This window comes from Kineothrix sp. IPX-CK (genome assembly GCF_039134705.1).
In the GTDB taxonomy this organism is placed as follows: Bacteria; Bacillota; Clostridia; order Lachnospirales; family Lachnospiraceae; genus Kineothrix; species Kineothrix sedimenti.
On record NZ_CP146256.1, the window covers coordinates 3,438,879 to 3,459,883 of the forward strand.

Consider the following 21,005-nt stretch of genomic DNA (forward strand, 5'->3'; position numbering starts at 1 on the left):
CCCGATCAATGAATCATACTGTTTTCAATTATTTCGTAAGAAGCATCATGATGTCATTGCTTCTCACAATAAATTTAGTCATCGCTTCCGGTTCGAGAGGCGCGTTCTGAATCATCGCCAAATCATAGAGCTGCTCGCAGATCATCTTTACATTATCACCCTCTTTGTTATCCAGCACATACTGCACCAAAGGATGGTTCGCATTAAGAATCAGAGTTTCTCCTTCCTTGCCGAACATACCCATATCCATACCCGGCATGGAATACATCTTCATCATATCCTGCATACGCCTGCTTTCCTCAGATATCGTAACCATGGAAGAAATCTTTTTGTTTTTCAGCTTTTCTATCTTCACGGTCAGGGCGTCCTTTTTCAAGGCCTTCTTCATGATCTTCGCTATATCCTCAGCCTGCTCTTCCATTTCTTTTTCCGCTTTTTTGGAAGTCTTCGCCCTGAGCGTATCCGTGATATCCGCATCGATACGCTGGAACTTGATTCCTTCATTTTTCGCTTCCAGCTGGGAGATAAAGGGCTGATCGATGTTATGTGTCAAAATGACAGCGTCCATTTTTGCATTCTTAAACATATTGATGTACTGGCTCTGCTGCTTTTCATCCGTTACATAGTAGATGATTTTTTCTTTCTTCTCTTCTTCCGTATCGGCGTTTTCATCCACTACGTTACCATCTTCGTCTAAGATATCGGTCTCCGCCTTATTGCCGTCTTCGTCTACAACTTCGGCTTCCACCTTGTCGCCATTCTCATCTACGGCATCCTCTGTGTCTATTTTGTTGACCTCCAGACACTCGGGCAGAGTCAGGTACTTTCCGTCCAAATCCTTAAAGAGAATGTAATCCGTCATCTTTTCACAGAATTTGTCGTCTTTTAAACAGCCAAATTTGATGAACGGGCTGATATCATCCCAATACTTTTCATATTCTTCTTTATCCGTCTTGCACATTCCAGCCAGCTTATCCGCAACCTTCTTCGTGATGTAGTCGGAAATCTTCTTCACGAAGCCGTCGTTTTGAAGCGCGCTTCTGGAAACGTTAAGCGGCAAGTCCGGAGAATCGATCACGCCCTTTAATAAAAGCAGAAACTCCGGAATGACCTCCTTGATATTATCCGCGATAAATACCTGGTTATTGTATAGTTTAATGGTGCCCTCGATGGATTCATATTCCGTGTTGATCTTCGGGAAATAGAGAATTCCCTTTAAATTAAAGGGATAATCCATATTCAGATGTATCCAGAACAACGGCTCCTTGTAATCCTGAAATACCTTGCGGTAGAATTCCAGATATTCCTCTTTTGTACACTCATTGGGATGTCTTGCCCAAAGAGGGTTGGTCTCGTTCAGAAGCTCCGGCCTTTTGGCAATTTTAAGCTTCTGCTCATCCTCTTCCTTTTCCTTGACGATTTCTTCCAATACGGTGTCCGTATCCAACTTTTCGTCAGCTTTGATGATCTGGGTTTCGGTAGTATTTTCTTTTGACAGGTAAATTTCCGTAGGCATGAAGGAACAGTATTTCTTGATAATCTCCCTCGCCTTATATTCGTTGCAGAACTCGAGGCAGTCTTCGTTGATAAACAAAGTAATCTCCGTACCTACTTCTGTTCTCGTTCCCTCTTCCATATCGAATTCCGTACCGCCGTCGCATTCCCAGTGAACGGGAACGGCGCCCTCTTTATAAGAAAGGGTATCGATATGAACCTGATCCGCCACCATGAACGCAGAATAAAAGCCCAAACCGAAATGTCCGATGATCTGGTCCTCATTCGTCTTATCCTTATATTTTTCAAAAAAGTCCGTCGCGCCGGAAAAAGCGATCTGGTTGATGTATTCTTCTACCTCTTCGGCCGTCATTCCTATACCGTTATCGATAAATTTCAAAGTCTTTTCTTCGGGATTCACCAATATCTGTATCTTTGCCTTATAATCGCCAGGCAAAGTACATTCCCCCATCATCTCCAACTTCTTCAGCTTAGTAATCGCATCACATCCGTTAGAAATAAGTTCCCTCATAAAAATATCATGATCGGAATACAGCCATTTCTTGATAATCGGGAAAATATTATCGCTATTGATTGATAAACTACCGTGTTTTGCTGCCATAAAAAGTCACTTTCCTTTCTGATCTGTTCATTTTTAAACTATTTTGACCGGCAAAATCCTCTCTCCCGGCCGCATATTGAAATTTTAATTCTCTCGTCAAAAAAAGTCAAGAGGAAATTAGCACTCAATAAAAATGAGTGCTAATAACCCGCGTTTTATTCAGCATACAAGCCGTTTCGCGCATTTATAAAATTTTTGTAAACTGAGACCTATTCTTTAAAATACTGCCCGTATATGTCAAAAAAGCTGGAGGTCTTTACCTCAGGATCATGAATGAATGTCACGCTGTTCCAAAGGCTTTCGTTCAGATTCCTCGTCAGCGTGCCGACAAAGGTATCGTATTCCTGACCGAACACCTCCGTCTTGCGCTCCTCTACGATTTTCACCTTATTCGCATCGGTCTCTTCACGGTTGAAGGTGCTTATACATTTAATGATATGGTATCCATATTCTGTTTCTACGATGCTGCTGATCTCTCCTGTCTCCAGATTGAACGCCGCATCCTCGAAGCTTTTCTCCATATCCCCTTTGCCGAAGGAATATGTCCCCTTGTTGTCTTCGCTGTATTTCTCGATCAGCTCCTCGAAATCGGTTCCCTCCTGCGCGAGCTTTAGAACCTCCTGCGCTTTCGCATAAGCATCGTCCTTGGCTGTCTGCGTATATTCAATTTTTGCTCCTGTTCCATCCAGCGCATATGTTTTGATCAGAATATGCTGAACAGTAATCGTTCTCGCCTCATCGTCACTGATTTCAGGATTGATATCCTTGATGATATAGCTGTAAACCTTGTTCGCCAGCGCATATTCGGAATATAGAGTGGAGATCGTCTCTTCCGTCACCCCCATCAATTCCTTTTCTTTATCATTGAGGGAATTATAATATATTCCGGCCGCTTCCGCCACCTGCTCCATCTCCTGCTCCGACAGCTCCACTCCGTGCTGCTCCGCCAGAAGATTCATCGTCTTGATCTGGGCAATACGCGCCAAAGCGGTATCCTTCACATTCTGCTCCAAGGTCGTTCCCTCGATATCCGCGTCCCATATACTGGAGCCGAAAACTCCTTCGTACTGGTTCTGTGAATTGGTAAGATACACCATGATTTCAGGCAGCTTGCAGGAAATTGTCTCTATGCGAAATATCTCGTCCTTGCTAAAACCGGTAGTCAGAACGACCTTCGTTCCATTCTCATCCTTATTGCCGCAGGCGCTGGCCAGTCCGGCAAGACATATCATCAGAAGTACTGCCGCTGCCCGTTTCCATGATTGTTTTTCACTCATCCTTCTTCTTATCTTTAATGTCCTTTTATTACGTTCAAACACCTCTATATTTCCATTCCCTTCAATATACTTCTTGCCACACTGATTCCATTGGCCGAGGCCTGCTGTAATCCGCGCGTCACACCGGCCCCGTCGCCGATAGCGCGAAGCCCCTTCACGCTCGTTTCAAAGTTCTTATCCACTACTACCTTATTGGAATAGAATTTCACCTCTACGCCGTAAAGCAGAGTCTCATCCGAAGCGATTCCCGGAGTCACCTTATCCAGCGCTTCCAGCATCTCTTGAATATCCACCATGATTCTGTGGGGGAATACCAGTGACAAATCTCCCGGCACCGCATCCTTCAGCGTAGGAATCAAGTTGTTTCTGCAAAGCCTCTCCTCGGTAGTCCTCCTGCCCCGTTTGAAATCTCCGAAAGTCTGTACCATAATCCTCCCGCCACAGAGCATATTGGACAACTGTGCAATCTGCTTGCCGTATTCGATAGGAGTCTTGAAAGGCTTCGTAAAATTCTTGGATACGAGAATGGCAAAGTTCGTATTGTTAGTCTTAAATTCTTTCGATTTATATGCATGTCCGTTTACCACTGCAAGTCCGCCCTCATAATATTCCGTCGCAACTTCTCCTGAGGGATTTGTACAGAAGGTCCTCACCTTGTCATCGAAGGTAGGTGTATATAAAACCAACTTGGCTTCGTACAGATTCTCGTTCAAAAACTGCATCACTTCGTCGCGTACTTCCACGCGAACACCGATATCCACCGTTCCAGGGGTCGTTTCGATGCCGATCTCATCGCACTTGTCCTTGAACCAGTCCGCACCCTCCCGGCCTACAGCCGAAACGATTTCCCTCGCATAATAGGATTCACCCTTATCGGTGACGATTCCTACCGCCTTGCCCTCCTCTATGAGAATCTGTTCCACCATCGTATTGAACATCAGATGGACACCTTCCTTCTCCAGATGGTGCTGCAGCTTGGAATAAATCTTATACCCCTCCTCCGTGCCAAGGTGACGGATCGGACACTCTATCAGCTTTAAATTCGCATTGATGGCTTTTCTTCTTATTTTACGGATCTCTTTTTCCTTGTCCGCGCCGTACACGCTTTCATCCGCACCGAATTCCAGGTAAACCCTGTCCGATTCTCCGATAAGTTTCAGCGTCTCGTCATAACCCAGAATGGCCGGAAGATTGCCGCCCACATCAGGAGATAAAGACAGCTTTCCATCGGAAAATGCTCCCGCACCCGCAAAGCCTGTTGTAATGGAGCAAGGCTTACACCCTACGCACTGCTTGGTCACACGCTTGGGGCAGTTTCTCTTCTCGATAGAGCGCCCCTTTTCCACCACCAGAACCTTTAAGTCCTTATTTTTATTAATCAGCTCATAAGCGCAGAAAATTCCCCCCGGGCCGGCGCCTATTATAATCACATCATAATCTTTTTCCATTTGCTATACCTCATACTTCCTAAATGTTCACAGGTTACTGTTCTTACCAAATATCCGCGAATATTATACCACAACCTTTATACTGCTGCCTACATTTGTTTTTGTAACCACTATTTGTTTTTCTATCTTTTCCGCCAGCTCGGGAACATGGGAAATAATCCCTATTAAACGGTCTTTTTCCACTAACGACATGAGGGTCTGACATGCCTGCTCCAGCGACTGGGCATCCAGAGAGCCGAAGCCTTCGTCAATAAAGAGGGTCTCCACGCGAATGCCTCCGCTATAGCTTTGAACTACATCGCTCATTCCCAGAGCAAGAGATAACGATGCCTTGAAGGCTTCCCCTCCGGACAGCGTTTTGACCGAACGAGATTTTCCCGTATAATAATCGAACACCTGCATTTCCAGATTATCCTTCGTTCTTCCGTCGCTCACTTCTTCCGCTCTGGAAAGTTCAAAGCGACCGCCCGTCATCCTGGAAAGCCTGATATTTGCCGCCCGCAGGATTTCTTCGAAATATCCCGCCAGTACATATTGCTCGAAAACAAGCCGCTTTGGATTGTTGCCTGAGGCCATATTGTCCAGATCCTTTACCATTCCGTATTCCCTGTTCAGCCTTTGAAGGCGCTCCTGCTTCTCCTGAAGGGACTTCTTGATCTTTTTTACCTCCTGTAAGCGGTAATTCCACTTATTCTGCAAGGAAATCGCTGATTGTCTTTCTTCCCGTTTCTCTTTCAGCGCCTCTTTAAGTATCCCCATATCCCCGCTCTTTTTGCCCCTGGTCTCCTCCTTAAGATGAGAGATCAGGCGCTCCGAAGCCTCCAGTCTTCTATGATAATCGTTGATTTCATTTTCCAGAAGTTCTATTTGTACGCTGCTTCTTACGCTCTGCTTAAAGCTTTGAAGATCCGGAAAGCCCGCTGCTTTATGCTTTTCTTCAAAAGAGTCTTCCGCTTCCTTCACCCTCTTTCTCTGGAGGATGATTTCATGTTCCATCTTTCCAAGCGCTGCCGCCCTTTCCTCCATCTGTACCTGAAGTCTTTGATACAGGACAACAGTTTTTTCATATTCTGAATATGGCATTTTATCCACCACTTCCAGAACGTCCTTCTCCGTCCCATCCAGTGCGGCGGAAATCTCCTTTATCTGCCTCTTCACATTCTCTTCCTGCTCTAATCTCCCCTGCACTTCTCCTTTGCAGGAAGAGGCCTTTCCATGAATTCCCATAAGGCTTTGATTAGCCCTTTGATAGTTATCCCTGAGAGCTTTCAGCTTTTCTTCATCAGGAATATTTTCCGTGATTTCAGCGATACGGGGATGGTCGAGAGAACCGCAGACCGGACAAGGCTCACCTTCCTTCAGAAGCCTTGCCGCAATGCCCACCGCCGCCCGCTTGTAAATCTTATCCGCTGCTTCATACGCTTCTTTTTGTTCTTCCGCCGCCGCTTCTTTTTCCATATATTCCTTTTGAAGATTATATAACTCCGCTTGCTTTTTCTCCTTCTGCTCCACTACTTCCCGCAAAAGCATCTTTTTCTCTTCATAGGCATTTCTATCTTCGTAAGCCGTAGTTATCTTATCCTTTTTATCATAAAGAGGGCTCAGTTTTTCTCTTTTGCCTGTGAGATTTTCCAGCTCCTTTTTTTCCTCCTGCTGCTTCTGGAGCAAGGACGTTAACAGCTTCTTTTCATTTTCGCTTCCAATATACTCTCCGTTAAGCCCGGCAGCCGCCCTTGCTTTTTTCAGCTCCTGCGCTTTTCTATCGATTTCCCTCTGGCTTTCCTTCAAGATGCGGATAGTTTCCTGCTCCTTCTCCAGCTTAATAAGCATATCATTTATTTGCTCCCCAAGGCTTATCTCTTCCATCAGGGCAGTAATTTCCTTCTCCACGGCTATATATGCCTTTTTCGCCTGTGAAAATGCCTCCGCATGCCTGGAAAACGCTTCTCCCAGGCAGTCGATGATCTTATCATAGCGATAGCTTTCTGCCGATAAAAGGGCGGAAAGCTCCTCATTATCTTCCGTTTCACTTGAGGAGAGCATATGAACATCCTCCTCCATGCGGTGCCTGTATTCCATCACTTGCTTGTACAGCTCATTGGAGCGGCCGCGCAGGATTCCAGCAAATCTATCGTATACAGCAGTAGCGAATATCTCCCTGAAGATTTTCGTCTTTTCTGCAGGAGATGCCACAAGAAGCTTTGCGAACTCCCCCTGGGCAATCATTGAAATCTGCTTGTACTGGCGGTAATCCAGCACGAGGATTTCCTGCAGCTTCCGGTTCACCTCACTGCTTCCCTGTATCACGCTGCCATCAGGCATATACAGTACCGCGTTCTCCTTTTCCTTAGTAAACTCTCCGCTTCCGCTCTGTCTCCTCTTAGGACGAAGGTATTCGGGATTGCGCACGATGCGGTATTCCTTACCTCCATGCCGCATCAAAAGCTCCACGAAGGTAGCGGTATCAGCGCCCGCAAAATCGCTGCGCACACTGTTCTTTTCCCTCATCTCCCCACTCATATACCCGTAGAGAGCATAGGTAATCGCATCGAAAAGTGTCGTCTTTCCCGCACCGGTAGCACCTGTAATAAGGAAAAGCCCTCTCTCCTCCAACCGGGTAAAGTCTACCTCCACCTTGTCCCTATACGGTCCCCAGCCGGAAATGATCAGAATCTCAGGTTTCATATTTCCTGCCCTCCTTCCGTCTCCTTCGCCGTTTCCAGAATAATCTCCATGCGTTCTTCGTCCGGCTCTTCGTTTCGTACCATTTGATAAAATCCGGCAAACAGTTCAGGAATGCTCTTTCGCTTTTCCACTGCCCTGCTTTCGTATTCCGGATTCTCCCTGCCCTCATTTTTCATCAGCACGATCTGCATAATGTTCGGGTAAACGTTCCGCAAAGTACCGATGGGGTCGATCAATTCCTCCTCGTTAGTGAGCTGTGCCTGGATATAGTCGAACCTATCCGCCGCTTCCGCCACCTCTTCCGCCATCAGCTCGTCCATTCTGCCTCTTATTTTACGCATTTCATGCAGCGGCTTGAGGGGAAGCTGCTTTACCGAAACTTCTCCCTCTCCCTTTATCTCTACCAGATTCACTGTCTTCGTCCGCCCCGCCTCCGAAAAAGAATAGGCCAACGGCGCCCCTGCATAATAAACCTGCTTTTCGCCTATTCTCTGCGGCTTATGAATATGCCCCAGCGCCACATAGTCGAAACCATCAAAAAGAGAAGCCTCCACGTTATCCAGCCCGCCCACATGTATCGTCGTCTCTCCATCGGAAAGCTCCGGTTCCCTGCCGCAGTCCGTGACGAAAAAATGGCTCACCAGCACTCTCCTGCCCTCCTCCTTTTTCTCCTCTGCCGCAAGCATCTTCTCCACCGCTTCTCCGTTTGTTCTGGCACCCACTGCCGCAGGCTTTATAAAGGGCATCAAAACAAAGGTTACTTCTCCGTATTCATCAAAAAAAGCGACCTTCTTTAAGCCTTCTTTATATACTCCCGCTATATATACCCCTTTTTCTTTCAGTATTTCCTCCGCGAAGCCCACACGTTCCGGAGAATCATGATTACCGCTTATCAAGAGCACCGAAACGCCAAGCTTCACCAGCTGTGTAAGAAAATCGTCTAACAGCGTCACTGCTTCGGATGGCGGAATTGCTCTGTCATATACGTCTCCGGCAATCACTAAAGCCTGAACGGCCTCTTTCTTTACCATATCTGTAATCTGCTCAAGAATATATCTCTGATCCGATATCATGGAAAAATCATTGACCGTTTTTCCAAGGTGCAAATCTCCCGTATGCAGAAATCTCATAAATATAACTCCCCATTCTTCTTAAACCACTCGTCTCCGTTGGTCAGCAAATAATCCTCTCCCTCCGATACCGCCTTTATAAAGTCGTGAATATCGGCCAGCTTCCGTTTAAAGGCAACTCCGCCGCACAGAAGCGATGTCATATGGATATCGGATCCCGCGGTCATGGGCAGACTGTTTTCTTTCGCATAGGCGATTGCCCTCCGGTCAAAAGCCGGATTGTAATGGGATATGCTCTGCTTATTGGAATGGGTGGCGTTGATTCCCTCCACTCCATCTACATAATCGGGATACAATCTTATCTTGGGAATATAGAATTCTTCCCGAAACGGATGCGCATGTATCACCATACCGCCCGCCTGCTTTACCAGCCGGTACTGCTCTTCCACAGATGCCTGCCGCAGCTCCGGATGAGTTAACATAAAGTCCTTATCCACTCCATAAATCAGAAATTCCGTTCCCCGGAATCCTGCTTCGTATCCGAAGAAAACATCCAGGCCTATCTTATCTCCCGTGCCCTTCGCTTCCTCATAGCCCTTTACAAATTCGTTCACCCATTCCTTCCATGGCTTCATCCGGTATACCGCCGTATTCCCGCCCCAATTGTGGTCCGTCACAATGATTCCGGTATAACCCGCCTCTTTGCATGCTTTTGCCATCTCCGCGCCTGTATTATGCGCGCACGCACTGCTCTGCGAGGTGTGTAGGTGTGTTTCATATAAATAAGGATATTCTTCTGGTAATTTTATTTTCTGCACTTTAGTTTCCTGCCTTTTCTTATCTGGTCTTTTGTATAGTGTGCTGTATTAATAACTTTTTATTGCCGGCTTTTTAATTTTGATACATATAAAGAATATCACATTTTGTCCTTCCCTGCATTTCTAATCCCGATATTTAATAAATTATCAGAACCAAGGTCCTATAGGATCGAGGTGCCAAAAGTCAGTTTGCGGGCTTTATCAGGCAATAGGAACAAAACAAAAAGAACGACTGCGCCTATGAAAATATTTAGAAGTTCTTTCTCTGTATATTTGTGCCATAGCAGAAAACAAAACTGTTTGAGCGCAGCGAGTTTTTTTGTTTTCTGCTATGCTTGGCTCAAATTTACTGAGAATTAGAACTTCTTATATATTGGAATCCGGCGCAGGAGTCTTTCTGTTTTGTTCCGATTGACTTATACACTTTAAAAAGTGACTTTTGACACCTCAATCCTATAGCACAAAAAAGGCCGCATATTAACGTTCTCACATTAATTCTACAGCCCTCATAGATACCTATTTTGTTGTATACAAGAATCCTTACTCTATCTCTACGAGCCACCCCTCAGGTGCCTCGATCTTACCCATCTGGATTCCCGTCAAGGTTTCAAACAGCTTCTTCGTAACGGGTCCCATATCGCTCATGCCGCTGGGCAGGCAGATTTCTTTGCCGTGATCCACGATTTTTCCTACCGGAGAAATAACCGCCGCAGTGCCGCAAAGTCCGCACTCCGAGAAATCCTTCACTTCCTCCAGATAAACCTCCCGCTCTTCCACTTCCAATCCCAGATATTCCTTCGCCACATACATGAGGGAACGCCTTGTAATAGAAGGCAGAATGCTGTCAGATTTGGGCGTTACCACCTTGTTATCCTTCGTAACGAACAGGAAATTGGCGCCGCCGGTCTCTTCCACTTTCGTCTTTGTAGCCGCATCCAGATACATATTTTCATCGAATCCGTTCTTATGGGCGGATACGATAGCATGAAGGCTCATTGCATAGTTGAGCCCCGCCTTGATATGTCCCGTGCCGTTGGGTGCCGCACGGTCAAAATCGCTGACACAGATGGTCAGAGGCTTCACCCCGCCTTTAAAATAAGGTCCTACCGGAGTAGCGAACACTCTGAACTGATATTCACATGCCGGCTTTACCCCGATTACCGCATTGCTTCCGAACATATAAGGTCTTAAATATAATGTCGCTCCCGAACCAAAAGGAGGAACGTATGCTTTATTCGCCGCAACGGTCTGCACAACCGCATCAATAAAACGCTCCTGCGGGAAAACAGGCATTTCCAATCTCTTTGCCGAATCCTCCATACGCTCCGCGTTCAAATCGGGACGGAAAGTAACAATGCGTCCGTCCTCCGTGGTATATGCCTTCATTCCTTCAAATATCGTCTGCGCATACTGCAATACACCTGCACATTCGCTGATGGTGACCATGGAATCTTCTGTCAGGACGCCGGCATCCCATGCTCCGCCCTTGTAATTGGAGACATATCTTTTATCTGTCTCAATATAACCAAAATCAATGTTTGCCCAATCCAGATTTTTCTTTTCCATGTGCTTCTCCTCTTCAGCTGTTAATGCCGGTTTCTTTTTCATTTTCTATACATTATTATACTTTTTTAAGTAAAAGTCAATAATTCATATCCTTGAGTTTTCGTAGTTTTATCCACAAACCCCTTGTTTCACTAGTAATGCAATGAACAACTTTCAGAAAATGCCCAAAATATAAGGAATCACCAGTCCTTTTGTAGTAGAATTAAGTTGCGAAACAAAATCTACACTAAACAATAAAGAAAGGGATTCCTCATGCTTAATTCTACTACAAAAACCTACACTTTGAAACGTGAAATTTTATCTTTTTCAAACAAAATATCCCGTAAGCTTTCCAAACCGGACAAAAAGTTTACTTCGGACATGACCTATGGCATGTTAGCTTCTGGTAGTTGTCTTCTGACTGATATTGCAGATCAACTTCACGAAGACTCTAAAAAGGTCAACAGTGTTGAGCGCCTTACCAGACATTTAAATAAAGGGACTTCCAAACAAGCCTTACTTTCTTATCTTCAAACTGTTCGTAAATGGGTGCCCGATGATCCGGTAATCCATATCGATGACAGTGACGTCATCAAGCCTGACGGATATAAGTTTGAGGCTCTTGGTATGGTAAGGGATGGTTCCAAAAGTACTAAAACAAAAAATGTCTACGAGAAAGGCTACCATGTAACAGAGGCCTGTGTCATGACAAAAGACAATCATCCTGTCAGCATTTACTCCAAAATCCATTCTTCAAAAGAAAAGACCTTCACCTCTGTCAATAGCGTTACCTTCGATGCCATGGAGCGTGGAAAAGCAATGTTTGGAAAAGCTACTTTTGTTATGGACCGGGGCTATGATGATAATAAGATGTTCCTTAAGCTTGATGAATTAAAACAGGACTATGTGATTCGGCTTACTGCTAAAAGAAAGCTCCTTTTCCATAACAAATGGGTAGCTGCCACAGAACTTCGAAATCGTCGGAAAGGTAAAATCACGACACCTGTATTCTATAAAGGTAAAAAACGGGAGGCTTATCTATCCCATGTGAAGGTTCAGATCACCGCATCCAGAAAAGACATTTTTCTGGTTCTTGTCTATGGCATCACAGAGTATCCGATGATGCTCGCAACGAACAAAGAATTAAAATCCAGAGATGATGTAATCCGGATTGCAAGACTTTATTTCTCCCGCTGGCGCATCGAGGAATATTTCCGCTGCAAGAAACAGGTCTTCCAGTTCGAAAACTTCCGAGTTCGGAAACTGAAAGCAATCAATGCTCTAAATTTTTACATTACCATGTGTATGGCATTTCTTGCGCTGGTTTCAATGAAAGCAGAAACAAATGCCCTAAAAGTTTCAATCATACAGACAGCAGCTCCTATAAAGGAAAAAGTTCAATTCTGCTATTACCGATTAGCGAAAGGTATCTCTGGTATACTGTCGTATGCAAAAGAAGGTGTCAGGCTTTGGTTCAGAACAAAACGTCCTGCATACCGTCAACTTTGCTTTAAGCTGATCGCATAAATAGATAACATAATATTTCTCCCAAAGTCCGGTTCCCACGGGGCTTGTTTCGGTGACTCTATTCGAAGTATTGTCCTTTTATTTTTCAAAAAAAAGACAGATTGGTACTTTAGGAGAAGTTATATTTTTTAAAAATTACATTTTACGGAAACTCAAGTTCATATCGGCATTTATCTTTTTTCGTATTTAACGAATTGATATGCAATATCGAAATATGTCTGCTCGTCACTGTCCGCCGTAATCTTCCACTCCGGCAGCTCATCCAGATTAGGAAAATAAGCGTCTGCCGTATAACTATGGTCGATTTTGGTCACATGCGCTACATCGCAGTAAGGAAGCATCTGCCGGTAAACGCTTTCGCCGCCGATGATATAGATATCCTCACTCCTATATTTTTTAAGCTCCTCTAAAAGCTCCTCCAAATCGTGCACTACCACGGCGTCTTTCACCGTATAGTCGGGATTGGACGATATAATAATATTGATCCGGTTCTTAAGCGGCATCCCCTGAGGAAAAGTATCCAGAGTCTTCCTGCCTAACACTACCACCTTGCCCGTCGTCTCTTCGCGAAAATGCTTGTGGTCGTTGGGAATCCTAATCAATAATTCCTTTTGATTGCCTATTGCCCAGTTACTGTCTACCGCAACTATCAAATTCACAGTTCATCCTCCGTATCCATTCAATCTTTCATTATCCATCATCTATTTATTATCTATCATCTATTTCTTAGTGTACTAAATCGCTATCGGTATATTTTCCACCTGCGGTCCCGTCACATAATTCTCCAATTTCACATCGTTTCTCGTGAACTCATAAAAGTCCTTAATATCGGGGTTCAGTGTAAAAACGGGCGCATCATAAGGCTGCCTGCTTATCAGCTCCTCAATAATCGGTATGTGCCTATCATAAATGTGGGCATCTGCGATGACATGAACGAGTTCTCCCACCGCCATATCGCACACCTGCGCCAGCATATGAACTAACACCGCATACTGCACTACATTCCAGTTATTCGCCGCCAGCACATCCTGAGACCGCTGATTGAGGACCGCATTCAAGGTCAGCTTGTCCGCTCCCTTTTTCTGCGTCACATTGAAGGTCATGCTATAAGCGCAGGGATATAGATTCATCTCGTGCAAATCCTGATGCACATAGATATTGGTCATAATCCTGCGGCTGAAGGGATTGTTCTTCAAATCATAAATAACCCTGTCTATCTGATCCATCATCCCTTCTTTATATTGATGCTTCACGCCCATCTGATAGCCATAAGCCTTTCCTATTGAGCCGTCTTTATCCGCCCACTCATCCCATATATGACTATGCAGATCCTTCACATTGTTCGACTTTTTCTGCCAAATCCAGAGTAATTCGTCCGTAGCGCTCTTTAACGCAGTCTTACGAAGTGTCAGAATCGGAAATTCTTTCGATAAATCATAACGATTCACCACGCCGAATTTCTTCACGGTATACGCCGGAGTTCCATCCTCCCAACGGGGACGGACTTTTTCGCCTTCCGTGCTCGTTCCGTTTTCCAATATATCCTTACACATATCAATAAATACTTTATCTGCCAGACTCATATTCGCTAATTATCTCCTCATCTTTTCTTTCGTTATGACTGTTTTGTATCTTCACAGTTACTGCTTGTAAACTATTTATCCCATTTATCGCACAGCGAATTAATCTGGTCCGCAAAGCGTGCCAGATCCTTATTCGCGCCGCCCTCATTCTTTTTAATTACGGCAAGCAGGCGTGTACCTGCCGCCGTAAGACGTGTAAATACGTCAGAAACAATGCGCGACTTCTTCTTAACTAAAAGTACCGGCGAAGCCTCATAAACTAATTTGCCCGTGAGGAGGTGAAAACATGTGCCGCTGTAAGGGGCATAGGAAGAAATTCCATACTCCCTTTCCAGACCTTCTGCAAAAGCATCGCAAACGCTGCTTTCTCCGTGCACAACAAATACTTTAGCCGGCTTTTTCTTAAAGCCTTGTATCCACTCAATCAGTCCATCCTTATCTGCATGTCCGCTGATACCCTTTAGCAAGCTGATATTCGCGCGAACCTCAATCGTCTCTCCGAAAAGCCGCACCTCACTGGCTCCTTCCACTAATGACCTTCCAAGCGTTCCGTTCGCCTGATACCCTACGAACAATATGGTACACTCAGGCCGCCAGAGATTGTGCTTCAAATGGTGCCTTATTCTTCCGGCTTCACACATTCCGGATGCCGATATAATGACCTTCGGCGTACTGTCAAAGTTAATCGCCTTAGATTCGTCGCTTGTTATTGACAGATGCAGGCCCGGAAAGCGTATCGGGTTGATTCCCTGATTGACTAAATCCATCGCTTCTTTATCGAAACAACTGCTTACATTCTTCTGGAAAATCTCCGTAGCATCCACGGCCAATGGGCTGTCCACATAAACCGGGAAATTCGGATATCCTTTTAAACGCTTTTCCGCCTTTATCTGCCGCAGAAAATAAAGCATCTCCTGCGTTCTTCCCACCGCAAAGGAGGGTATAACTACATTTCCGCCCGCATCGAATGTCCTCTGAAGAACCTGCGCAAGCTCAGCCACATAGTCCGGCCTCGTCTCGGAATGTATCCTATCTCCGTAGGTGGATTCTACTACTACATAATCCGCTTCCTCCGTCCGTTTCGGATCCTTGATCAGCGGTTGATTCTTATTTCCCAAATCGCCGGAAAATACAATCTTTTTCGTACTGCCGTTTTCGGTCATCCATATTTCGATGCTTGCCGAGCCTAAAAGGTGACCCACATCCGTAAAACGAATTTGGACGCCTTCACATAATTCTATTATTTGGTCATAGTTACAAGGTACCAGCCGTTTGATAATTCCGTCCGCATCTGCCATCGTATATATGGGCTCGTGAGGTTCCGTCCCCGAATGCCTCTTCGCCTTGCGGTTCTTCCATTCCGCCTCCTGCATCTGTATGTGCGCGCAGTCGCGCAGCATAATACTGCATAAATCCGTAGTGGCCACAGTCGCCAGCACTTGTCCTCTAAAGCCTTTCGCGTACAACCCGGGGAGCATTCCCGAGTGGTCGACGTGGGCATGTGTCAGCAGTACGTAATCGATCAATGCTTCCTCCATCGGTAACTTCGCATTCTCATATACCTGAATCCCCTGCTCCATTCCGTAGTCGATCAGGATATACTTCCCGTTTGCCTCCACGAGATGACAGCTTCCCGTCACCTCATGGGCGGCCCCGATAAATGTTAGCTTCATATAAATCGCCTTTCTGTCCGCCTTACAGACACAATTCCCCTAATACCTTTTATCTATGACTTAATAACTGCTCAGTGATAAGCCTCTATGGTTCCTCCCTTTTTTAAATTACGGCTCATCAACTCTTCAATTTGGTCCGCTCCTTCGGCAATATCCTTTCGATAGTACAGACAGTCTATCTTTTTGTACTGCCCGATAACGGCACCCGCAAACAATTCTAAATCTTCCTCGCTGTTTGCATCTCCATGGAAGAAAAACACATTTCCTCCATGCCCATGTTCAATTTTTTCTTTCAGTGAACGGCCTGCTTCTTTGTCAATGTCCATAAAAGCGATGATATATCCTTGTCCTGCATATTTTTCCGCAAGAAGGCTCCCTTCACCCTTAGCACCGCCCACAATCACACATGTTCTTCTAGGAAGCATGGTTCTTGTCTCCTTGTTTATTGGATTTTTATTCTTAGTGTATTAGTTCAGCGCGCCTCGAACTGTTTTTATTATACAAAAATCGACGGCCCATATCAAGAATTAAAGAGCATCACGCGATGCTTTACACTTTCAATTATCATTAAAACGTAATGTTTTACTATTTCAATTCGTTGGCCATCGTGTAGAACTGATAATAAATCCCCTTATTTTCCAACAACGCATCGTGGTTTCCTTCTTCCACGATTCCAGCTTCGGTCAGCACAAGTATCCTGTCGGAATTACGTATACTGGAAAGCCTATGAGCTATGGTAAGGGTGGTTCTTCCCTCTGAAAGCCGTGAAAGTGACTGTGCAACAGCAAATTCGCTTTCATTATCCAGCGCTGATGTGGCCTCATCCAGAATGATGATCGGAGGATTTTTTAAAAATACTCTGGCGATGCTGATTCTCTGTTTCTGTCCTCCCGAAAGCTTCACTCCCCTCTCGCCTACGTAGGTATCATAGCCGTCCTTAAGCCCCATGATAAACTCATGCGCACCGGCCTTCTTCGCGGCCTCTATCACTTCCTCCTTTTCGGCTCCCTGCCTTCCATATACAATGTTCTCGAATATTGTTCCCGAAAAAAGATATACATCCTGCTGCACAATCCCTATATTTTTCCTCAGACTTCTTAATGTAAAGTTCTTGACATCCTCTCCGTCTATAGATATCCTGCCGCCTGTCACATCATAAAAACGAGGAATCAGGTTGCAAAGTGTGGTCTTTCCTCCCCCCGAGGGACCTACAATAGCTACCTTCTCTCCGTTTGCTATTTGAAGATTCAAATTCTCGAAGACAATGTTGTGGTCATCGGGATATTCGAAGCTCACATTTTCAAAAACGATATTTCCCTCCGTTTGTATCAGTTCCTTCGCATCCGGTTCGTCGAAAATCTCGATATCCGCATCCATAATCTGCAAAAACCGTTCGATGCCTGTCATACCCCTTTGAAACTGCTCTGCGAATTCGATGATGCGCCTTATGGTCGCTATCATCGTCGTTACATAAAGCATGTACGCTACCAGATCACCCGCTACGATCAGCCCACTCACCAGAAAAATGCCTCCGGCCACCACCACCGCAAGGTACATGATTCCATCGAACATTCTCGTAGATGTCTGAAAGGTCGCCATATAGCGGTACATTTTCCTTTTAATATCGAGAAAATCCTCATTGTCTTTGGCAAACTTATCGTTTTCGGTATCCTCACCGGTAAAAGCCTTCACTACCCTCTGACCAAGCAAACTGTCCTCAATTCTCGCGTTCAGCTCTCCGATCTGGTACCTCTGCTTGCTGAAAGCACCTCTCATCCTGAAATTCAAGGGCATACACACAGCAATCATGAGCGGGACAAAAATAAAAATAATAAGCGTCAGCGGTACGTTGATTCCCGCCAGTATGATAAAGGAGGTAACTATCTTAATCGCCGCAATGAAGAATTCTTCCGGACAATGATGGGCAAATTCCGTCACGTCGAACAGGTCGTTGGTAATCCTTCCCATAATCTGTCCAACCTTCGTATTATTATAGTAGGTATCGGACAGCTTCTGTAGATGAATATAGGCGTCCCTTCGCATGTCCGTCTCTATTTTAGCCCCCATCACATGACCCACGTTAGCCATGTAATAAGCGGCAATGCAGTCCAGGATGCGAAGAACCAGGTACAAAAGTCCCAGTCTGCCAATCGTCCCCACCGACAGAGCGGCCAAATTGTACAAGCCCTCATTGGTAATATACCTCATGATGAGCGGCAGCACCAACTCGCATACCGTAGTCAGTGCTGCGCAAAACAAATCCGTAAAAAGCGTTTTTTTGTAGGGTTTAAAATAAGGAATAAATCTCTTTAGCAATTCGTTTGTCTTATATTGTCTGTTATTCATATTCTTTCTCCTGACGTTCGAAATCCATTATAGCATAACTGCACGCTATAAATCAAACCCTCAGGGCGGGTTCGGCCGCAGGGGATGGCCTCCTGTCTGCAATTCCGCCTATGATCAGAAGCTCATGCACCAAAAGGGGTGTACACGACAATGCCGCCAGGCAGCCCCATTCCGCCAGAGACAGCCTCGTCGTTCCAAACAGCCCGACAAAATAAGGAATTTCCGTTACGAGGACCTGTAAACCAATGCCAACCGCACACGCAAATATCATATAGCTGTTGGAAAAATGATTCATGCGAAATACCGACTTATTCACGTCCCGCATACCTATGGCGTGGAATAGCTGGCTCATCCCAAGTACGGTAAAGGCATGGGTCTGCGCTTTGTTTAATAGCTCGGGCAGCTTCAGCATCGATTCTATACTGTGCAGACTGACAGGCAGCCCCTGCCTGAGCAGTTCCCCATATGGCACCTGCAGAAACGCCGTAATACTTATCGTCGCTATGACCACTCCATAGCAAAGCGTGCAGGCAAGCCCTCCCCTGGCAAAAAGATTTTCCTCGCTTTTTCGAGGTCTTTGCTTCATAAGTTCTTTTCCGTCGTTCTCATCCACTCCCAGTGCCAGCGCCGGAAGGGAGTCCGTAATCAGATTGATCCAAAGGATATGGCTGGCCTTCAGGGGAGAAGGAAGACCTACAAGAATCGCGGCAAGCATCGTAATAATTTCTCCGAAGTTGGAGGAAAGCAGAAAGAGGATCGCCTTACGAATATTCTCATAGATTCCCCTTCCCTCTTCGATAGCCTTTCGGATCGTCGCGAAATTATCGTCGGTCAGCACCATATCCGAAGCATTTTTCGCCACATCCGTGCCGTTCATTCCCATAGCAATTCCTATGTCCGCACATTTCAGGGAAGGGGCATCGTTTACGCCGTCTCCCGTCATTGCCACTATTTTTCCCTTTTTCTTCAGCGCATCTACTATTTTCACCTTATGCTCAGGCGATACCCGCGCATAAACTTTAATATGCTCCGCTTTTTCTTCGAATTCCTCCTCCGTAAGAAGCTCCAGTTCGCTGCCGCTTAAACATTCCTCCCGACGGAAAGCAATTCCCAGCTCCCTCGCTATGGCGAACGCGGTATCGATATGATCCCCCGTAATCATCACCGTATCAACCCCAGCCTCCTTGAAAGCTTCCACTGCCTCTGCCGCCTCCGGTCTTGCCGGGTCCATCATCCCCACCAGGCCAATAAAGGTGAGTTCTCTCTCCTCCGCATCCGGTGCCCCCTCCCGCATAGCTATCGCCAGCACGCGTAAGGCCTCCGCCGCCATCTGCCCCACTGCCTGCATAATGTCTCTCTTACCTGAATCGGTCATGGGTATCTTCTTACCGTGGGATTGCATATACTTGCAGCGTTTTAGCATTTCTTCGGTACTTCCTTTGGTATAGGACACTTTTCCATCTACACCCTTATGGAGGGTGGTCATCATTTTTCTGTTGGAATCGAACGCCTTTTCATCGATTCTCGGATAGGACGCTTCGGCGCTTTCCCTGGTGACTCCATATCGCTTGGCCAGATCGAGAAGGGCCAGCTCCGTAGGGTCACCGATCCTTTCCCCGCCGGAAATATTTCCGTCATTGCAAAGCACACAGCCCAGAAACAGCTCTCGGTATCTATTTTCGTTCAAAACATCGGAGGGCGATATTCTGGAATCCACATAACATTTTTTCACAGTCATTTTATTCTGGGTAAGAGTTCCTGTTTTATCGGAGCAAACCACGTTTACTGCTCCCAACGTTTCCACCGAGGGAAGACGCCGGATAATTGTATTTACCTTTACCATCCTTGATACGCTGAGGGCGAGGACTATGGTCACGATAGCCGGAAGCCCCTCGGGAACAGCGGCTACCGCCAGGGAAATCGCCGTAAGCAGCATATCTCCCACATCTCTCTTCTGCAAAACCGCTACGAGGAACAAAAATCCGCAGACAAACACCGCCACCGCACTGAGTACTTTTCCCAAGTCCCCCAGACGCTTCTGGAGAGGGGTCATCTCCTCCTTTGCTTCGCTGATCATATCGGCAATGTGTCCTATTTGCGTACCCATACCGGTTTCCACTATTATTCCCTCACCTCGTCCGTAGGTCACATTGGTTGACATAAATGCCATATTTCTACACTCGTTTACGCTAGCCTTACCTCCTGCCAAATATCCGGCATCCTTATCCACCGGTACCGATTCCCCCGTGAGAGCTGACTCCTCGATTTTTAAGCTCATAGTTTTCGTCAGTCTCAGATCCGCAGGCACCTGCCTGCCTGCTTCCAGACAAACAATGTCTCCCGGTACCAAGTCCTCCGCCACAATTTCTTTCTGTTTCCCGTTTCGCTTCACGATAGCATGGGGGCTCGTCAGCTTCTTCAGGGCTTCAATCGCTTTTCTCGCCTTACCCTCCTGAACCACACCCACAAAAGCGTTCACCACAATGACCGTGATAATAATTGCCGCATCGCCCATCTCCCCTAAGAGCATGGAAACCGCTGTGGCAACAAACAGAATAAAAATGAGAGGATCGTTCAGCTGTTCCAAAAACAGTGCTATTTTCGTCTTTTCTTTTTTCTCCTTTAGCTTGTTCTTCCCGTACTGCGAAAGCCTGCTTGCGGCTTCCGCGCCGTCTAATCCTCTTTCCGTATCACTTTTCAGTATTTGCCCGGTCTCCCGAATCGACTTATTCTCATACATAAACATGCCTCCGCTTGTACTTTGTCCTATGCTTTTATATGCCTGTACAAGGAAAAATATGTATGAGTAAAGTCAGCCAAAAATTTTTACATAAAAAAGGACACCCATCTTGCGATGGATGTCCTTCTCATGTAAAAGGGGAATTTTACATTTGAACTTTCGTTCTGAAGTAATTAT

The 21,005-nt window shown here is 45.7% G+C and carries 14 protein-coding genes; 1 reads left to right on the plus strand and 13 read right to left on the minus strand.

The window, feature by feature from the left end; all coding sequences use genetic code 11:
- Window positions 1-28: 28 nt before the first annotated feature.
- The 7 genes from htpG to V6984_RS16510 form a co-directional block, all read right to left on the minus strand.
- Entirely contained in the window at window positions 29-2,116 is a 2,088-nt protein-coding gene (gene htpG / locus V6984_RS16480) for a molecular chaperone HtpG (protein ID WP_342756695.1), read from the minus strand.
- Window positions 2,117-2,325: 209 nt separating this feature from the next.
- The gene (locus V6984_RS16485) at window positions 2,326-3,393 is read right to left on the minus strand and encodes a peptidylprolyl isomerase (protein ID WP_342756696.1); all 1,068 of its coding nucleotides are present in this window, start codon (window positions 3,391-3,393) and stop codon (window positions 2,326-2,328) included.
- A 44-nt stretch (window positions 3,394-3,437) separates the two neighbouring features.
- Window positions 3,438-4,841, minus strand: a complete 1,404-nt coding sequence (locus tag V6984_RS16490; protein ID WP_342756697.1) for an NAD(P)/FAD-dependent oxidoreductase — start codon at window positions 4,839-4,841, stop codon at window positions 3,438-3,440.
- 63 nt (window positions 4,842-4,904) lie between these two features.
- Window positions 4,905-7,526: an SMC family ATPase gene (locus V6984_RS16495; RefSeq protein WP_342756698.1), complete on the minus strand. Its 2,622-nt coding sequence runs from the start codon at window positions 7,524-7,526 to the stop codon at window positions 4,905-4,907.
- Window positions 7,523-8,656 (minus strand): exonuclease SbcCD subunit D, encoded by a 1,134-nt coding sequence (locus tag V6984_RS16500; RefSeq protein WP_342756699.1) that lies wholly within the window; start codon window positions 8,654-8,656, stop codon window positions 7,523-7,525. Before V6984_RS16500 ends, V6984_RS16495 begins: the two co-directional genes overlap by 4 nt.
- Window positions 8,653-9,315 (minus strand): PHP-associated domain-containing protein, encoded by a 663-nt coding sequence (locus V6984_RS16505; protein ID WP_342756700.1) that lies wholly within the window; start codon window positions 9,313-9,315, stop codon window positions 8,653-8,655. Before V6984_RS16505 ends, V6984_RS16500 begins: the two co-directional genes overlap by 4 nt.
- Window positions 9,316-9,954: 639 nt before the next feature.
- Window positions 9,955-10,980: a branched-chain amino acid aminotransferase gene (locus tag V6984_RS16510; protein ID WP_342756701.1), complete on the minus strand. Its 1,026-nt coding sequence runs from the start codon at window positions 10,978-10,980 to the stop codon at window positions 9,955-9,957.
- A gap of 282 nt (window positions 10,981-11,262) precedes the next feature.
- Here V6984_RS16510 and V6984_RS16515 point away from each other — a divergent pair, with 282 nt between their 5' ends.
- A complete protein-coding gene (locus V6984_RS16515) occupies window positions 11,263-12,486 on the plus strand; it encodes a transposase (protein WP_342756217.1) in 1,224 nt (407 codons plus the stop codon).
- Between the two features lie 170 nt (window positions 12,487-12,656).
- Here the strand turns inward: V6984_RS16515 and V6984_RS16520 are convergent, their stop codons facing one another.
- The 6 genes from V6984_RS16520 to V6984_RS16545 form a co-directional block, all read right to left on the minus strand.
- Window positions 12,657-13,145 carry a dihydrofolate reductase gene (locus V6984_RS16520; RefSeq protein WP_342756702.1) on the minus strand — a complete coding sequence of 163 codons (489 nt, stop codon included), beginning with the start codon at window positions 13,143-13,145 and terminating at the stop codon, window positions 12,657-12,659.
- Window positions 13,146-13,220: 75 nt separating this feature from the next.
- Window positions 13,221-14,069, minus strand: a complete 849-nt coding sequence (gene thyA / locus V6984_RS16525; RefSeq protein ID WP_342756703.1) for a thymidylate synthase — start codon at window positions 14,067-14,069, stop codon at window positions 13,221-13,223.
- A 71-nt stretch (window positions 14,070-14,140) separates the two neighbouring features.
- Window positions 14,141-15,742, minus strand: a complete 1,602-nt coding sequence (locus tag V6984_RS16530) for an MBL fold metallo-hydrolase (RefSeq protein ID WP_342756704.1) — start codon at window positions 15,740-15,742, stop codon at window positions 14,141-14,143.
- Window positions 15,743-15,813: 71 nt separating this feature from the next.
- Window positions 15,814-16,167 (minus strand): SDR family NAD(P)-dependent oxidoreductase, encoded by a 354-nt coding sequence (locus V6984_RS16535; protein ID WP_342756705.1) that lies wholly within the window; start codon window positions 16,165-16,167, stop codon window positions 15,814-15,816.
- A gap of 160 nt (window positions 16,168-16,327) precedes the next feature.
- Window positions 16,328-18,088 (minus strand): ABC transporter ATP-binding protein, encoded by a 1,761-nt coding sequence (locus tag V6984_RS16540; protein ID WP_342756706.1) that lies wholly within the window; start codon window positions 18,086-18,088, stop codon window positions 16,328-16,330.
- 52 nt (window positions 18,089-18,140) lie between these two features.
- Window positions 18,141-20,828 carry a cation-translocating P-type ATPase gene (locus V6984_RS16545; protein ID WP_342756707.1) on the minus strand — a complete coding sequence of 896 codons (2,688 nt, stop codon included), beginning with the start codon at window positions 20,826-20,828 and terminating at the stop codon, window positions 18,141-18,143.
- Window positions 20,829-21,005: the final 177 nt, after the last annotated feature.

What these genes read in the sequence shown, in the direction of transcription:
- V6984_RS16495 (WP_342756698.1), bottom strand. Translation starts at nt 7,526, where the DNA reads ATGAAACCTGAGATTCTGATCATTTCCGGCTGGGGACCGTATAGGGAC.
- V6984_RS16530 (WP_342756704.1), bottom strand. Translation starts at nt 15,742, where the DNA reads ATGAAGCTAACATTTATCGGGGCCGCCCATGAGGTGACGGGAAGCTGT.
- V6984_RS16540 (WP_342756706.1), bottom strand. Translation starts at nt 18,088, where the DNA reads ATGAATAACAGACAATATAAGACAAACGAATTGCTAAAGAGATTTATT.
- V6984_RS16510 (WP_342756701.1), bottom strand. Translation starts at nt 10,980, where the DNA reads ATGGAAAAGAAAAATCTGGATTGGGCAAACATTGATTTTGGTTATATT.
- V6984_RS16535 (WP_342756705.1), bottom strand. Translation starts at nt 16,167, where the DNA reads ATGCTTCCTAGAAGAACATGTGTGATTGTGGGCGGTGCTAAGGGTGAA.
- V6984_RS16490 (WP_342756697.1), bottom strand. Translation starts at nt 4,841, where the DNA reads ATGGAAAAAGATTATGATGTGATTATAATAGGCGCCGGCCCGGGGGGA.
- V6984_RS16505 (WP_342756700.1), bottom strand. Translation starts at nt 9,315, where the DNA reads ATGGCAAAAGCATGCAAAGAGGCGGGTTATACCGGAATCATTGTGACG.
- thyA (WP_342756703.1), bottom strand. Translation starts at nt 14,069, where the DNA reads ATGAGTCTGGCAGATAAAGTATTTATTGATATGTGTAAGGATATATTG.
- V6984_RS16485 (WP_342756696.1), bottom strand. Translation starts at nt 3,393, where the DNA reads ATGAGTGAAAAACAATCATGGAAACGGGCAGCGGCAGTACTTCTGATG.
- V6984_RS16500 (WP_342756699.1), bottom strand. Translation starts at nt 8,656, where the DNA reads ATGAGATTTCTGCATACGGGAGATTTGCACCTTGGAAAAACGGTCAAT.
- htpG (WP_342756695.1), bottom strand. Translation starts at nt 2,116, where the DNA reads ATGGCAGCAAAACACGGTAGTTTATCAATCAATAGCGATAATATTTTC.
- V6984_RS16545 (WP_342756707.1), bottom strand. Translation starts at nt 20,828, where the DNA reads ATGTATGAGAATAAGTCGATTCGGGAGACCGGGCAAATACTGAAAAGT.